The organism is Ruminococcoides intestinale (genome assembly GCF_040095935.1).
Classification (GTDB): domain Bacteria; phylum Bacillota; class Clostridia; order Oscillospirales; family Acutalibacteraceae; genus Ruminococcoides; species Ruminococcoides intestinale.
In genome coordinates, this window is the sequence record NZ_JBBMFQ010000003.1 from 80,286 (window position 1) to 96,691 (window position 16,406).

13 protein-coding genes and 1 rRNA gene are annotated in these 16,406 nt (G+C 42.4%); 9 read left to right on the top strand and 5 right to left on the bottom strand.

All coding sequences use genetic code 11. The features are described from left to right. Nucleotides 1-9: 9 nt before the first annotated feature. Complete coding sequence (locus WMO31_RS06435) at nt 10-1,194, bottom strand: aminotransferase-like domain-containing protein (protein ID WP_015522898.1); 1,185 nt, start codon at nt 1,192-1,194, stop codon at nt 10-12. Between the two features lie 355 nt (nt 1,195-1,549). Between WMO31_RS06435 and WMO31_RS06440 the strand changes: the two genes are divergently transcribed. The 6 genes from WMO31_RS06440 to rpe all read left to right on the top strand — a co-directional run bounded on the left by WMO31_RS06440 (nt 1,550) and on the right by rpe (nt 9,159). Further along, a complete protein-coding gene (locus WMO31_RS06440; RefSeq protein WP_367999407.1) occupies nt 1,550-2,848 on the top strand; it encodes a DHHW family protein in 1,299 nt (432 codons plus the stop codon). 33 nt (nt 2,849-2,881) lie between these two features. Next, complete coding sequence (locus tag WMO31_RS06445) at nt 2,882-3,583, top strand: bis(5'-nucleosyl)-tetraphosphatase (RefSeq protein WP_242987327.1); 702 nt, start codon at nt 2,882-2,884, stop codon at nt 3,581-3,583. Nucleotides 3,584-4,027: 444 nt separating this feature from the next. After that, nucleotides 4,028-4,609 (top strand): DUF6512 family protein, encoded by a 582-nt coding sequence (locus tag WMO31_RS06450; RefSeq protein ID WP_117882796.1) that lies wholly within the window; start codon nt 4,028-4,030, stop codon nt 4,607-4,609. Nucleotides 4,610-4,739: 130 nt separating this feature from the next. Next, nucleotides 4,740-5,498 carry a 23S rRNA (guanosine(2251)-2'-O)-methyltransferase RlmB gene (gene rlmB / locus WMO31_RS06455; protein ID WP_015522894.1) on the top strand — a complete coding sequence of 253 codons (759 nt, stop codon included), beginning with the start codon at nt 4,740-4,742 and terminating at the stop codon, nt 5,496-5,498. A gap of 337 nt (nt 5,499-5,835) precedes the next feature. Continuing rightward, nucleotides 5,836-8,496 (top strand): hypothetical protein, encoded by a 2,661-nt coding sequence (locus WMO31_RS06460; protein WP_367999408.1) that lies wholly within the window; start codon nt 5,836-5,838, stop codon nt 8,494-8,496. A gap of 15 nt (nt 8,497-8,511) precedes the next feature. Next, a complete protein-coding gene (rpe, locus tag WMO31_RS06465) occupies nt 8,512-9,159 on the top strand; it encodes a ribulose-phosphate 3-epimerase (protein ID WP_015522893.1) in 648 nt (215 codons plus the stop codon). A 95-nt stretch (nt 9,160-9,254) separates the two neighbouring features. Here rpe and WMO31_RS06470 read toward each other — a convergent pair whose 3' ends face one another. Beyond that, nucleotides 9,255-10,322 carry an FkbM family methyltransferase gene (locus WMO31_RS06470; protein WP_367999409.1) on the bottom strand — a complete coding sequence of 356 codons (1,068 nt, stop codon included), beginning with the start codon at nt 10,320-10,322 and terminating at the stop codon, nt 9,255-9,257. 119 nt (nt 10,323-10,441) lie between these two features. Then, nucleotides 10,442-10,558, bottom strand: a 5S ribosomal RNA gene (rrf, locus tag WMO31_RS06475). A 304-nt stretch (nt 10,559-10,862) separates the two neighbouring features. Here rrf and WMO31_RS06480 point away from each other — a divergent pair. Both WMO31_RS06480 and WMO31_RS06485 read left to right on the top strand, forming a co-directional pair. Then, nucleotides 10,863-12,098 (top strand): ATP-binding protein, encoded by a 1,236-nt coding sequence (locus tag WMO31_RS06480; RefSeq protein WP_117951336.1) that lies wholly within the window; start codon nt 10,863-10,865, stop codon nt 12,096-12,098. Between the two features lie 17 nt (nt 12,099-12,115). Beyond that, entirely contained in the window at nt 12,116-13,378 is a 1,263-nt protein-coding gene (locus WMO31_RS06485; protein WP_303666090.1) for a peptidoglycan-binding protein, read from the top strand. A gap of 724 nt (nt 13,379-14,102) precedes the next feature. Here the strand turns inward: WMO31_RS06485 and WMO31_RS06490 are convergent. After that, nucleotides 14,103-14,936, bottom strand: coding sequence for a DNA-3-methyladenine glycosylase family protein (locus tag WMO31_RS06490; RefSeq protein WP_367999410.1), 834 nt, complete (start codon nt 14,934-14,936; stop codon nt 14,103-14,105). 272 nt (nt 14,937-15,208) lie between these two features. Here WMO31_RS06490 and WMO31_RS06495 point away from each other — a divergent pair, with 272 nt between their 5' ends. After that, nucleotides 15,209-15,898 carry a DUF6062 family protein gene (locus tag WMO31_RS06495; RefSeq protein ID WP_021883214.1) on the top strand — a complete coding sequence of 230 codons (690 nt, stop codon included), beginning with the start codon at nt 15,209-15,211 and terminating at the stop codon, nt 15,896-15,898. A 295-nt stretch (nt 15,899-16,193) separates the two neighbouring features. On the opposite strand, the gene WMO31_RS06500 is transcribed toward WMO31_RS06495, so the two are convergent. Beyond that, nucleotides 16,194-16,406: a hypothetical protein gene (locus tag WMO31_RS06500; protein WP_046433058.1), complete on the bottom strand. Its 213-nt coding sequence runs from the start codon at nt 16,404-16,406 to the stop codon at nt 16,194-16,196.

A 16,406-nucleotide genomic window follows, 5' to 3' on the forward strand; every position in this document is an offset into this window, starting at 1 on the left:
CCTCCGTGATTAAAGACTGTTTGCATACTCGCCGAGGATTTTTATTCCTCTTTCAAGCTGTTCGTCAGTCGGTGTTGAAAAGTTTATTCTGAAACTGTGACAGGTTTCGTTTTCGTCAGTTAAAAATGCGTTGCCCGGAACTACGCAAACCTTTTTGAGAACGAGTTCTTTGCAGAAATTCGGCATATCAATATCCTCGGGCAAGTCACACCAAATGAAAAGACCGCCGTCAATTTTATGATATGTGATTTTCGGTGCGCAGTATTTGTCAAGAAGCTCCATGCAGAAGTTCGCTTTCTTTGTGTAGATTTCACGAAGCTTTGCAAGATGAGCGTTGAAGTCATACTTTGTGATGAATTCATCGCATACATATTGTGCCCAGATGTTTGTATGTACATCGTTGCCCTGTTTGCACACAACAAGCTTTTGAAAAATCGGCTTTGGTGCAATTGTGTAAGCAACACGCATACCCGGTGAAATTACCTTTGAGAATGAACCGGCATAGATTACAATTCCGTCCGTATCAAAGCTTTTTATGTTCGGAACATATTCACCGCTGTAACGCAGGTCGCCGTACGGGTTGTCCTCAATGATGAGAACACCGTATTTTTTGGCAAGCTCATAAACTTTCTTACGCTTTTCAAGGCTCATTGTAACACCCGAAGGATTTTGAAAATTCGGAATTGTGTAAATAAGCTTTGCGTTCGGATTGGCTTTTAAAGCCTCTTCAAGCTTCTCTGTGCTCATACCGTCAGGCTCAACGGGAACACCTGCAAGCTTTGCGTTGTAGCTTCTGAATGTGTTGAGCGAGCCGATGAATGACGGTGCCTCGCAGATTACAACATCGCCCTCGTTTACAAGAGCCTTTGAGCATAAATCCATAATCTGCTGTGCGCCTGTTGTGATGAGAATGTCGTCATTGTCGGAGCCTGTGTTATGCTCCTTTTTCATATATTCCGTAAGGTGCTTTCTCAGCGGAGTGTAACCCTCCGAAACGCTGTACTGCAAAACCGAAATCGGATCTTCTGCAAAAACCTTTGCCGAGATTTCCGCAATCTCCTTTGAGGGAAATGCATCGGGCGACGGGTTTCCTGCCGAAAGCGATACAACGCTCGGATCGGCGGCATATTTGAAAATTTCTCTGATAGCACTCGGCTTCAGGCTTGAAACCCTGTCGGAAAACCTGTATTCCATAAAAATATCTCCTTTTAAGATGATAAGGATTTTTTAAAATTCCATACCCTGTAATTCTATCACGAATTGCATATATGTTCAAGAAATTTGACTGTTTTTACTGCGATTTTATTCAAAAAATGTGTAATTTATTATTTTGCGTTTGTAAATGTTAATTCACGGAAATTGTATTTTTTGTGCTTTTTGTATTGTTTTTGATGAGTTTCTGTTGTATAATCTAAGTGATAATGTCCTTACGGTCAGAGCAAGGCTTGCTTTGATTCAAACAGGAGTACACTGCGAGTAATTAATACACTTATATAATTCATTGAATTCAAATTGAATTTAAAAATCTTCAGTTTGGGAGAATAACACTATGAGCAGAAGAAACGATTACGATTATTTTGATCTTGATAATTTCGATGACAGCATTGATTCCCGTGAATATCGTCGCAGACAGCAACAGCGCCGTCCTGCAAGCTATGCCGCAAGACCGTCGTCACAGCGTTCCGTCAGAAGACCTGTAAAAAGAAGAAACAAAAGAAGAACCAGAAACAGAATTATTATCGTTGCGAGCGCATTGATAATTCTGTTTGTTATTATTTTTATTATAACTTCAATTTTTAAGGGCTGTTCAAAGGAAGACGCCCTTGCAAGCGTTCCCACGGGAACAGTTGGCACAACGGCATCTCCCGACGAAACCGCAAAATCTTCGACCGCTAACAAAGCAGACGAGCTTTCCCCTACATACTTTATGACACCGAGCATAAAGGACGACAATAAAAACGGAACTCTTTCATACAGTATTTATGTGTGGAACAAAACAGGCTACGAATTGTTCAGCAGTGATGATGCAAGAGCACAGAACTATGCTCAGACAATCAACGGCTTTGCAGACAAGTTCGGCAGTTCCGTAAAGGTTTATGATATGATTGTTCCTAACCATACCGAAATGGGACTTCCGCAAAGACTCAAAGACAGCGACGCTCCGTCAACCTCACAGGCTGACAACATCAAGGCAGCTTATGCGGCTCTTTCCGATAAGGTAACTCCGATTAACTGCTACAACCGTCTTGCGGAACATAATACAGATTACATCTACTTTAAGAGCGACCACCATTGGACAGGCCTCGGCGCTTACTATGCTTACACAGCATTTGCCGATACAAACGATTTGCCTGTTCTTTCGCTTGATGATTGCGAGGAACAGAAAATTGACGGCTTTACAGGCTCGTTTACCAACTCGGCAGACGGTCTTGACAGCGATACGGTAAGTTATTGGAAGTTCCCTTATAATGTAACAATGGATATCACACAGGCAGACGGTTCTTCCGCAAGCTATGACAGTCCCTACTATGAAGCCGCAGAGGGCGGTTCAAACACCTACGGTGTGTTTATTATGGGTGATAATGCCCTCACGGTTCTGAAATCAGCTTCGGAAAATGCGGCGGCAGGCAAGAAGATTGCCGTTGTAAAGGAAAGCTACGGCAACGCTTTTGTTCCGTATCTCACCAATAACTACGAAGAAGTTCATGTTATCGATTTCAGATATTTCAAACAGAATCTTGTTGATTACTGCAAAACCAACGGAATTGACGAGGTGCTTTTTATGAACGGTGTAATGAGTGCCAACACTCAGGTTCAGCTTGACAGTATGAGCGGACTTTTTAACTGATATCATATCGGGTAAATTCTTGTAAGGAGGTGTATGCCGATGATAGCAGACAGCGTGAAGGTGAGCGTGTTCGGAAAAATAAGCGATAAGCTGTATTCGGCACAAATTACCTCCGTTTCAGGACGCTGTAAAAGTGCGTATGTGATTTCGCACAAACCCGTAACAGAATATTTTGAGGGCATCGTGGTTGCCGTTGCCGAATTTGACGGCCTTGACGGCGAGCGTCCGATAATCTCACAATACGGTGAGGTGTTTTATGAGCCCGAACTGCGACAGGTGCTTTCAAAACTGAAAAATATTAAGCTGAAAAGCATTGTGTGCCTTTACGAAAAGTCGTGCGGTGCGGTTATTTTCTACAAAAGCAGACAGAACACGAAAATTCTGCTTGTAAAGAACAGCAACGGCAGATATTGGAGCTTTCCGAAGGGACATATTGAAGACGGTGAAAACGAACATCAGACAGCAATCCGTGAAATTAAAGAGGAAACAGGTCTTGATGTCGTGATTGAAAAGGGCTTTCGTGAAATCAGCGAATACTGTCCTTTCGGTAAAATTCGCAAACGGGTTGTCTTTTTCCTTGCACAGGCATTTACGGATAATGTCAAAATTCAGGAGGAGGAAATTGACAGTTATATTTGGGTTGATTTGCAACAGGCACGAAAAATGTGCTCCTATGATAATGATTTGAGGATTATTGAGAAAGCTGAAACGGCGATTCATCTTCTCAGAAACTAAAAGCCGACAATTTAACACGAAATTTACAGGTACACGGCGGTGTGCCTGTTTTTTTGATTTTATAAAACATTTTCTGTAAATTAAAAATGTTGAAAAAAAGCAAAAAATACCACTTGACATGTGGATTATACAGAATGTAATCTAATTTCCCCGTTACAATCCTGTATCCAAAAATGTGGAAAACCTATTTTTTTAATGTTAAAAGTTACAACTTTGTAAATTTCGTGTAGTATCGGGATTTTTTAACATCACTTTCAACACTTTCAACATAGTTTTCCACATTGATGTTCAAAATGTTGAGTTATACAGAATGTATAAGTGCAAATTTAGAAAAATAAATCGCAAATTCGTGATTCAAAAAAACATTTTTTTCTGCGATTCAAATTGTGACAAGGTAATATATGACAATCTATACTCATAAAATACATCGGCGAGGTGTGTTTTATGAAAAAGGAAACCGTGAAAATGAGGTTTTGGGGGCTTGTCATTGTTCCGTTGATGATAATTGTGTTCAAAAATCTTTATTCGCTGACAAACGGTGCGTTGCTCGGCATATTTTTCGGTGCTGTAAACGGCAGTATGTGGGAGCAGACCAAGGTCGTTATGCTTTCCTACCTTGTGTGGAGTCTTGTTGAGGCAATCGGAAAACGCTCGGGATTCCATCGCTTTGCCGTGTCAAGAATAATTTCGCTGTGGTTTGTCGGAATATTCTGTCTTGCGTCATATCTGCTAATTTATGCACTCGGCGTTGAAAGTGCAGGTCTGCCAAGGTTCATTTGTGCAATTGCCGTGTGTTTTTCTGCGTTTGCACTCAGCGCAAGGCTTGAATACGGCGAAAGAAAAATTGAACAGCTTTTTTTGCCCTGCGTGTTTATGATGTTGCTTTTGATTGCCGTGTACTGCAGTTTTACAGTATTCCCTCCGCACATGATACTTTTTGAGGACATACAAACGGGAATGTACGGCATAATTCCCGAATACATCGACTCCGGAGCGATTGCTCTTGATACATTGTACAGAGTTTGAGTTTTTAAAAACAAATGGCTTAAAAGTATTTAATAATTTGAATTGTTATGTTATAATAGATAGCAAAATGAAGTGGTGTGTCCCATGCAGACACAAAAAATAAAAAGGAAACCGAATAAGGCTGATTATGATGAAAAACGAAAGATTTGAAAATACAGAACAAAAGCCTGATGTGATTGCAGGGCGAAATCCTGTAAGCGAGGCTGTTCGCAGTAATCGCCCGATTGACAAAATTCTTGTTGCAAAGGGTGAAAAGAGCGGTGCGATTGTGGGAATCCTCGCAAAAGCCCGTGACAAGAAAATTCCCGTTAAGGAAGTTGACCGCACAAAGCTTGATTATGTGAGCGGCGGCGCAACTCATCAGGGTATTGTCGCATTTGCGGCGGCAAAGGATTATTCAACGGTTGACGATATCCTCGAATATGCCGAAAGCAGGGGCGAAGCTCCGTTTGTTGTTGTGCTTGATGAGGTTGAAGATCCGCATAATCTCGGTGCAATAATCAGAACCGCAGAATGTGCCGGAGTTCACGGAATTATTATTCCGAAACGCAGAAGTGCCGGTTTAAGCTACACGGTTGCCAAAGCGTCTGCAGGTGCAATTGAATATATGCGTGTTGCAAGGGTGACCAATATTGCAGTTACACTTGATGAGCTCAAAGAAAAAGGCGTGTGGGTTTACGGTGCAGATATGGACGGCACGGATTATGACGAGTGTGATTTTTCGGGTGCGTGTGCAATTGTTATCGGCAACGAAGGTAAGGGCATTTCAAGACTTGTCCGTGAAAAGTGCGATGTAATAGCGTCATTGCCCATGAAAGGTCAGATAAATTCCCTTAATGCGTCGGTTGCCGCAGGAATTTTGATGTACAAAGCGATGAAAAACCGCTGATTTTGTAGATTGAAAGTTGAAAATGTAAAATTTATGAAAGTATGTAGGGGTAGCCTTGCGACCGCCGCCGGTGGCGGAAAAAGGGAGCAAAGCGCTGTCTGAAATAACGAGCAAAAGGCAGTGCATTTATGCACAACGCATTGCGACTATATTTCAGACGGGAGGATATTATCCGCCCGCATTGATGAAATTTTATGTTTAAATAAAATCATTTGATGATATTGAAGTTGTGTATTCAAATGTCAAAGATTGTAAAAACAGATAGCAACGCTCGGGCGGCATAGTTTCCGATAAATCTAACTATCTGCCCGAGAGTAAATAAAAAGGAGTGAATGCTTTGGCTGATATGGACAAGGACAGGCTTAAAGAGCTTGAAATCGAGAGCATACTTGAAGAAACCCACTATCTTGCCGATCAGGAACGAATGGAGCAGACGGCACAGAAATACCGTGCAAAGCCGAAGATTGAAGAGATTTTCAGCAATGCCGATAAAAAGCCGAGGTTAAAAAATACAAATCCGCTTGATGAATCCGAACCTGATACTTCAAACTCAATAGTCGGGGATAAGACTGCCGCCACAATGCAGGCAGAACTTATAATGGACGGAAATGACGATGACCTTGTGACTCCCGAACAGCTTAAAGCAAAGGCTGAAAAAAAGGCTGCGGAAAAAGCCGAAAAAGCCAAGCGTGAGTATGAGGAGGCAAAGAAAAAAGCCGCCGAGGAAGAAAATAAGATAGTTACCCTCACACCTGAGTATGATGAAAATACAGAATTTTCGGGCGAAGTGCTCGGAGAGGTTGACCAGTTTCGTGACGAGGCTGAAATTAAAAGCTACCATACCATAGATATCGACATTCCCGAGGATAAGCCAAAGGAAAAGACCGAAATCAAAGAAAAGAAAGAGGCTTCGCAGACTCCCGTTCATCAGTTTCCGAATACCGAAAAACCGCCTCGCAAGGTGGTTGCAAAAGTTCCCGTGTATCGTCCCGATGAACCGAGGAATATTCTCAATGTCAAGGCAGGCAGATTTTCCGAGGCTGTAGCGAATGAGTATGAGGAGTATGTGCGTTCAAAGAATCCTTCGGTAATCGCTCATGTGCTTCGTCCCGAGCCGACAATCGTTGATGAGGAGATTGCCCCGACCGAGGAAAAGCATAAGGATAACCGCCCTATAGGCGAAAAGGTTATTTCTGCCCTTGTCGGAATCTTTTCAAAGGATGAATCCGACGATAATGATACCGTAAAAGAGGAAAATTCAAAGCCTGTTGAGGATTATACAGGCGAGGAGGACGAAAAAAGTATTCTCTATGAGCTGAATCATAATATAAGAAAGCTCTTTATGAGAAGTCTGTTGTCGGGAATAATTGCCGCAGTTGTGGTTGTTCTCACAATCGTTACAAGAATTTTTCCGAGTGCAATATGTTCGGCAGTTCCTTTTGCACCGGCGGCATACGCAATTTTGCTGTTTATTCTTATGGCGGCGTCGCTTGTGCTGAACCGTGTGGCAATGCTCAGCGGACTTTCACCGCTTGTGCATATCAAAGGTAATTCCGATACAGCCGTTGCCGTTGCAGGTGCGGCAGGAATGGTTCAGATAATTGTGTCATTCTTCTGCCTTGGCGATTTGAACGGATTTCATGTGAACTACTACACGGTAATTCCTATGCTTGCGTTCTTTGCCAATAATGTGGGAAAGCTTTATATGGTCCTTCGTGTAAAGGACAATTTTAAGTTTGTTTCGTCAAAGGGACAGAAATATGCGTCAAAAATTTACAACAACGAGTCTGTTGCAATGCAGATGATGAGCGGTACTGCCGCCGACCGTCCGATAATTGCCTATCAGCATAAGACCGAATTTCCGTCAAACTTTCTCAAAATATCATATGCACCCGATCCGAGCGAAGATTTGGCGTCAAAGCTTGCCCCGATAACAACAATTGCATCAATAATCATTGCGGTAATGTACGGTGTTGTTAAGCTGTCATTTGCAGACGCTTTGAATGCATTTGCACTTATCACTGCTGTGTCTGTGCCTGTGGCAACACTTCTTTCTGTTAATGCCCCCGTGAGAAAGCTCTGCAAAACTCTGCTTTCCTACGGCTCAATGCTTTCGGGTTATCCGTCGGTAAAGCAGTTCTGCGACAGTACGGCTATAATGATAGATGCAAATGAATTGTTCCCTGCCGAGTCAATCTCGCTTGAGGGCATCAAAACCTTTGAGGATTACGGCATTGATGAATCTCTTCTCTGCGGAATTGCAATTCTTAAAGAGGCTCAGAATCCGATTGCAAATGCTTTTGATTCGGTAGTTGCAGAAACCGAGGAAACACTTCCCGAGGTTGAAAGCGTTCTTTATGAGGATGAAATCGGACTTGTGGGATGGATTAAGAGCGAAAGAATCCTTGTGGGTTCACGCACGCTTATGGAAAAGTACAGCGTGGAAGTTCCGAATATGGAATATGAGGAGAAATATACTTCTCAGGGCAGACAGGTCACATATCTGTCAAGAGCAGGCAGACTTGTTGCAATGTTTGTTACAAGATACACTCCCGACGCTCAGCTCAAGGCTGAAATGCAGAGAGCCGAAACCAACGGCATAAGCTTCCTCATCAGAACAACCGATTATAATGTTACAAATGACCTTGTTGCAAAACTCTACGATTTGTTCTACCGCAGTATCAAGGTGCTTCCGACAGGACTCGGAAATGTTCTCAGGGAGGCTGAGGATACGGTTGAGGAAACCTCCCGTTCATATCTCATTACAAACGGCAAAGCCGCATCGCTTGCCCGTGCAGTTACGGGTTGCGTAAAAATCAAGCACAATATTTCGCTTTCAATTATAATTCAGTTGATTGCCGTAATTTTCGGATTGCTCGTTGCATCAACACTTTCGCTTTATGCCGGTGTACAGGTTATGGGTTCGCTTGAAGTATTGATTTATGCGTTGTTCTGGGGCGCCGCCGCTGTTTTTGCTCCGGCTGTCCAAAAACCGTAGGAAAGGATGTAAAATATGAAAATAGCTCCGTCACTTTTGTCTTGTGACTTTTCAAAAATGGGTGAAGAAATTGAAAGAATGGATCTGGCGGGCGCCGATTGGATGCATCTTGATGTTATGGACGGTCACTTTGTTCCGAACATAACCTTTGGCGCTCCCGTAATCAAGGCGGTAAGAAAGTTCTCAAACCGCCCGTTTGATGTTCACCTTATGATAAGCGATCCGCTTAAATATATTGACGATTTTGCCGATGCAGGTGCGGATATCATCACCTTCCATGTTGAATGCGACTCTGACATTGATGATACAATTGCGAAAATCAAGTCAAGAGGAATCAAACCCGGACTTGTTCTAAAGCCAAACACTCCTGCTTGGACAGTATTTCCGTATCTTGAAAAGCTTGACCTTGTACTTGTTATGACGGTTGAACCGGGCTTTGGCGGACAGAGCTTTATGCCCGAGATGATGCCGAAGGTTAAGGAAATCAAGAGGGAATGCCAACGCAGAGGTCTGAACAATATCCTTATTGAGGCTGACGGCGGAATCGGCAGAGATACCATTGAGCAGGCGTCAGAGGCAGGCGTTGATGTGTGCGTTGCGGGAACAGCCGTTTTCAGAGCCGCAGATCCCGCAAAAGCAATTGAGCTTTTTAAATCATTCTGATAAATTCTGATAATAAGCAAGCCCGAATCCGATATTTCTCGAATCCGGGCTTTTGTTTTTGTAGAAAATCAGTACGGCGGCTTGCCGTCGGCAAATTATATACAATATAAATTTGTATCCCATGCCGGAATATATGGGTGGTGGCGGAGAAAGATTTTGTAATCGGGATTCACGCTGTGAATGTATAGTGCAAGGCGGAAAATATCCTCAAATCTGTGGTATGCCGAAAAATTCAGCTTTGGTTTGCAGTTTTCCATTGTTTTCTGCATACCGATGAGGGTTTCCATATCCGCCCCCTCAACATCGGCTTTAATGTAGCCTGCCGCCATTCCGCAGAGAATCGTATCGACTGTCGCAACCTTTGTTGCAACGCCCTTGTCGGCAATTGCGCTGTTGCGACCGGCCTTGTTGTTGAATATAAGCTCCGTGTTTTTACTGTATGAGCCGAGTTGCCAAAGCGACACATTCGCCATGCCCTTGCAATGAAGTTTCAGCTTTTCAAAATTCTTTGCATTAGGTTCAAATGCGATTATACGCTTGTAACTGCCGTTTGTGTAGTGCAGAAATTCGTCAATCGTGTCGCCGTTGTATGCGCCGAGGTCAACATAGCTTTCGTTTTCACTGAGATTCAGAATATTGCCGAAAGCCTCGTCCTTGTCGGTTGTGACAGGGGGGAGGAGGTCAATTCTGCCTGTGTAGTAGAATTTCAGAATGTTTTCGTAAACCTTTTTTGAAAGGTCATCGGCAAGCAGACTGTATGCACTTTCAATTTGCTTTTTATTTTCGGTAATAAAATCATTGTCAAAAAGTTTGTTTCCAAAAACGGGAACGGAGGGGACAAGCGTTTCGTGTTTTTTGGAAATTTTCGTTATGTGTTCCATAACATCGGGAAGCTGGCTTGCAAAGCAGAGGGCGATTATAATGTCGCCAAATTCGGTTTCAACATCGGAAAGCTTCTTCACCGTGAAATCGTGGAATTTCTGCCCACGCACAAAATCATCACTTGCAATAACGGCAGACGCTTTGATTCCGTATCGGTCAAATGCGGCAAGAACCTTGTCCGCACCGTCACCCATTCCGTAAAGCACAACAGGCTTTCCGCAATTTTTCAGTCGTTCCCATACGGATATTTCGTTTTTTAAAAGTTCGGTTATATTAAACATATAGATACTCCAATTAGTGTATATGGCATTGTAATTGTTTTCGCAATGAACGCCCCTACGGGTTTGCAAAGCAAAAAAAGTATAAAAAAACGCCCACCCTACTGGGTGGACACTTTATATGTTGGCATCTCCCTATTTTTCCGGGCCGTCACCAGCCAAGTATCTTCGGCACCACTGAGCTTAACTTCTGTGTTCGGTATGGGAACAGGTGGACCCTCAGCGTCATCAACACCAACTTATTAACTTTTGTTTCTCTCTTGAGAACAGTATTGATTATACTACGGGCTGCACCAAATGTCAACACTTTTTTTAAAAAATTTTAAAAATTCTTTCAAAACCTTGAAAATCCCGTATTTATCCCGATTTATCGCCGTTTTAATCGTCATTGAACCCAATGTATACTTGATGCGGTGAAAAATTATACATATTTTGGCTTGTTAAAGCGTAAAAAATAGGATGCCGTTGTTTGCCGTAAATTATTGACTAAACGGATAAAAATGTGTACAATTAAATAGATTAGAACAGATTGGGATGTTTAGAATGAATAATGTAAATAAGTGTAAAATGCTTTTGTCGTCACTCTCTGTATTCAGAGGTATAATGAACAGAAGCGTTCCGAAAGCCTTTTATGAACTTTTGCTTTCGCTCGACAAAAAGCCTGAGGAATTTCTCGGTGCATACGGCAAGCTTTGCTCAATGCTTTGCGAAAGAGGCTGTGCGGATAAGTTCGCATTTGCAATCAGCGAAACGGCTCTTTTTGACGACAACTGTTTTGCCCGTGCCGCAACAGCCGGCAGACAGGGCGAGTTACCCGAAAATGTTGTTTCTGCCGTTAAGACAGACTGCGATGCTATTTTAACAGCCGCAAAGCTTACTTCCGATGAAGTGCTTGAGGCATATACCTATGCCGATGAAATCAAGGAGCTTATTCCGATTCTTCCAAAGTGGCAGACAGGCAAGTGCGCTCCGTGCTTTGACGGATTTGACGGTTCACTTGACAAGCTTTCTGCTTATTATAAGGAAAACGGTTGCGGAATGTTTGCCCGTTACAAGGCGTTCATCTGGCGTGACGGTGACATTCAGCCTGTTGAGCATCCGGACAAGATTGATATGGATACATTTACGGGATATGAGCGTCAGAGAAGTCAGGTTGTAAACAACACACTTTCATTTATTCAGGGCAAGAGCTGTAACAACTGTCTGCTTTACGGTGATAAGGGTACAGGTAAAAGCTCAACAGTCAAGGCAATTGCAAACGAGTTCCGCAAAGACGGACTCCGCATTGTTGAAATGCCTAAGGACAGGCTCATTGACTTTCCGCTTCTTGTTGACAAGATTGCCGCTCTTCCGCTTAAATTCATTATATTTATTGATGATCTTTCGTTCCAGCATCAGGATCAGAGCTATACAACCCTTAAAGCCGTGCTTGAGGGCGGACTTGCGGCTCGTCCCGATAATGCGTTGATTTATGCAACATCAAATCGCAGACACCTTGTTAAGGAAAGCATTTCCGACAGAACGCATACTGTTGATGATATCAATGTTCGTGACAATATGCAGGAAAGTCTTTCGCTTTCGGACCGTTTCGGTCTTGCAGTCTGCTACACAATTCCTTCAAAGAATGATTTTCTTGAAATTGTATATTCTCTTGCAGAGCAGAGAGGCGTCAAGATGACTCACGAAGAGCTTGCACTCGGCGCTGAGCAGTTTGCACTTTCAAGAGGCGGTCGTTCGCCAAGATGTGCAAGACAGTATGTTGAATCGCTGTTTTGCTGATTAATCGGAGGTCAGTTATGAAAACAAAAATAATTTCAATTGCTCTTGCAGTTGTGACAATGCTTTCGGCAGTTGCGCTTTTCAGCGGTTGTTCTGACGGAGAATATCCTGTTGAGGTGGCAAACATCACGATAGAAAGTCAGCCAAAGAACATAGTTGTTCTTGATGCGCCGACAGCCGATATTCTCATCGCAACAGGCTATGACAGATATATTGTGGGCAGAAGTGATGAGGTTGACCAGCAGTCAATCGCAGTTGCCCCGAGCGTCGGTTCATATGAAAATCCCGATACCGACAAAATTATCAATTCCGGCACAAACCTTGTGTTTGCAGGTCAGTCAATAAATGAGGACGCAAAGAAGAAGCTTCAGGACAAGGGTATTCAGGTTGTCACAATGTCACACGGTGACACTCCCAAGCAGGTTGAAACAAACTATGTGACAATCGGCAAAATTTGCGGCGGCACAAAAACGGGCGCAAAGAAGGGTGAAGATACCTATAATGAATTGCTTGATAAGATGAACAACTACAAACAGCAGGTTAATAACAGAAATTCCGGCATTCTTGATACGGTTTGTTATCTCTATACAGAAGACGACAGACTCAAGATGATGACAAGCGGAACATACGGTGATATGCTCCTCGGCTATACGGGGGCGGTTAATGCCGCAGTAAACATCAGCGACAACAATGTTGATGTTGCAACTCTCAAGATTGCAAATCCGAACTTTATCTTCTATGCAGACAATGCTACTCTTGATAAAATTAAGGGTGATACAACACTCGCAAGTCTTGGCGCAGTCAAGACAGGCAAAATTCTTGAGGTTTCGCTTGAAGAAATGTCAAGACCCGGCAATACTGCTCTGGAAGCACTTGAAAAAATGGTTTACTTTATGTATCCCGACCTCAAGCCAAAGTCTGCAACAGACACAACAAAGGCTCAGGATGCGACAGCGTCAAAGACTGACGCAACAACCGCAACTCAGGCAACAACAACCGCAAGCGATTCAAAGTCGGTTGCCGATAAGTATAATCTTACCATTACATCAGACCTTTCACTCAAGCAGGAAGATGAAAATGACACGGTAAAGGCTATGCAGCTCCGCCTTTATAACATCGGTTACATTGCCGACAAGGACAATGTGACAGGCTACTACGGCGAAGTAACAGCCGAGGCTGTTAAGAAATTCCAGAAAAAGAACGGTCTTAAAGAAACAGGTAAAGCCGATAACGCAACTCTTGTATTGCTTTTTGACAGTTCAGCGAAAAAAGCCAAATAATTCAAATTGAAATTTGAAATTTGAAAATTGAAAATGGAAAATTAATGTTGGCAGTGTACCACCGCCCGTAATTTGAGAAGATAGTTAGATAAACGAAATGCATCAGATGCCCGAATAAGGCTCTGATGCATTTTTATTTTATGTGGAAGTGTATGAGTGCCCCTACTGACTTGCGACATTTACAAAATTTGTTTTTGTTGAAAAGCGTTTTGTTTCATGATACAATAACCAAGTCGGCTTCTTCCGTCAGGAAGGAGGTGAACCTGTTGTATTACATAACTTCTCTTTTTATTTCTATCGTGGCAGGTGTAATTAGCTACTACATCTGTAAGTGGATTGATAGGAAGTAGCCCGACAAAATCCCAAAAGAAACCCCCGAAGGCGGCCACCTTCGGGGGTTTCACTTGCATGAACCTGTGTTCATAACTTCTCTTTAGCTATCTTGATTATAGCACATAAGCTATTTGTTTGCAAGTGATTTTTATAATTGTCCGTTTTGTTTTATGATTTATTTTTAGCATAATATCTGTGCCATTACAAAATTGCGAAAACAATTACAATACTACGCTCGGGTATACTATGTTTTTTTGACATTACAAACTGTCTACATGAATTGGGAACGGCGGCGGTCGCAAGGATACCCCTACAGTCGGGCATTAAATTTGTTAAAAAACAAACTATCTTCTCGACCGCAATTTTCCATTTTCCATTTTCAATTTTTCATTTAAAAAAGTTCGGGGTGCATTCGGCTGTAGTGAAAAATGTACTGCTGGGCGATGCCTGCGTACTGACCGAAATCGTCACCGTTCATATTTGGGAACAGCTTTTCCATTGCCCGTTTCATCCACACATCAATCGGAAAAGCCTCAATTCTGTGCATACCGAAAAGGAGTGTGCAGTCGGCAACCTTTTTGCCGACGCCCGTAATTTTCATAAGCTCCGCTCTTGCATCTTCATAGCCGAGCGTGAAACAGCTGTCAAGATTCACCTCACCGTTTGCAACCTTTTGCGCCGCATCAACAATGTAACGGTTGCGAAACCCTGCCCTCAGCGGTGCAAGGTCATCGGGCGAAAGTTTTGCAAGTGTTTCGGCTGTCGGGAACGCAAATTCTCCGTCATCAAGCCGTGTGCCGAAGTTCTCACACAAACGCTCAACAATGCCTTTGATTCGCTTTATATTGTTGTTCTGCGAAATGATGAATGTGCAGAGTGCCTCAAAAGGCTCTTGTCTTAAAATCCTTATGCCCGGGGCGTACTTTGCCGCCTCGTTCAGAACGGGATGTATTGTGCTGATTTCTTCACGGATTTTTCCGTAATCAAGCGAAAAGTCAAAGTAGCTGTACCAGATGTTTTTGAAATCGTCAGCCGTTGCATTTTCAATGTACATATCCGTTTTGTCAAGGCTGACGGTTACGCTTTTGCCGTAGGCAACACCGTGAAAAGAACCGTTGTCCTGCGACTTCCAACGAAAGCTCTGACCGCAGTCGAGAGTCTGCGCAAGGTCAAGGTCATGCACATCGGTTATTTTGATTTTGTTGTCGAGTTCAATACATTCCATGATTTTCACCGCCGAAATTTTCTTAATAAAGTATATCACATTCGGGCAAATTATGATATACTTTATTTAAAATGAAAAATTGAAAATGGAAAATGGAAAATGAATGTCGGGAAGATAGTTTGTTTGTAAAACAGATTTCAGTCCCGACTGTATTTCAGACAGGAACTCATTGAACGCAAGCCTTGATGAAATATTTTGTTTAAACACATATGTTTTGATATGATGAAAACGGTGTGTTATAACCACCACATTAACTCAAAAGGAGGATTATTGTGAAAGAAACTATCTGCACAATTCCGATTAACGATATATTTATGCCGAAATGCGGTTGTCCGTTTTGCCGAATGGAGAGTATGCTTGAGGAGCAGTATGTAAAATTCATTACGGGCGATGCGATGATGGAGCCTAATATCAGGATTGAAACCAACAAAAAAGGCTTTTGTCACCGCCATTTTTCGCAGATGTTTGAAAAAGGACAAAAATTGCCGAATGCGCTTATTCTTGAAAGTCATCTTCAGGAAATTATTGATAATGATATGCCGAAAAAGCTGAAGGGCAAGCCTGATAAGAAACAGCTTGAAGTCATTAAAAAACGACTTGATTCGTGTTATGTATGCGACAGAATCGAGTGGGATATGCACCATTTTTGTGACACGATTTTTGTTGAGTGGGCAAAGGGAGAGGAGTTTTATAAGCTGTACAACGAACAGCCGTTTATCTGCTTTAAACACTACGATTTTATTATGAATGTTGCAACCCAAAAGAGCAAGCTGCCGTCAAAGCTTTTACCGCAGTTCTATGCCGAAACAGCAGGTCTTACAAAAAAATATCTGCTGTCGCTTAAAGAAGATATCACATATTTCTGCTCAATGTTTGATTACCGCAACCACGGCAAAGATTGGGGAAGCTCCAAGGATTCAATTGAGAGAAGTATTGAATTTTTGACAGGTGAAAAGCCGTAAACGGCGAGCCGACTTTTTATGTTCGTGTAGACAGTTTGTGAATGTCAAAAAACATATCATGCCCGAGTGAAAGGTTTAATTAAATGTAAAATTGAAAATTGAAAATGGAAAATTAATGTCGGGAAGACAGTTCGCAAAATAAAATGCAATGTCTTCCCGACTGTTTTGTTAATATGAAATTTACTGTTTATTTATGGCGAATACGGTTCGGTGCTACTGACAAATTTTGATATAAACAAAGATTGCATCAGAACCTTACTCGGGTATCTGATGCAATTTCTTTATCTGACTGTCATTAGCACTGCCATACTGCCATGACGGCGTTGAAGTATTCGTCAGAGAGAACCTTTCTCAACTGTTCTATGCCGGATTCGTCGTTCATATATGCGTTGCGGATGTTTCCGCCCACCTGCATTTCTTCACCGTTAAAGGTCAAAAACTGCTGTCTGAGTACCGACACGCTGTCCTTTGTGAGCATATCAAGTGTGATTTTTTCTTTAAGTTCCAT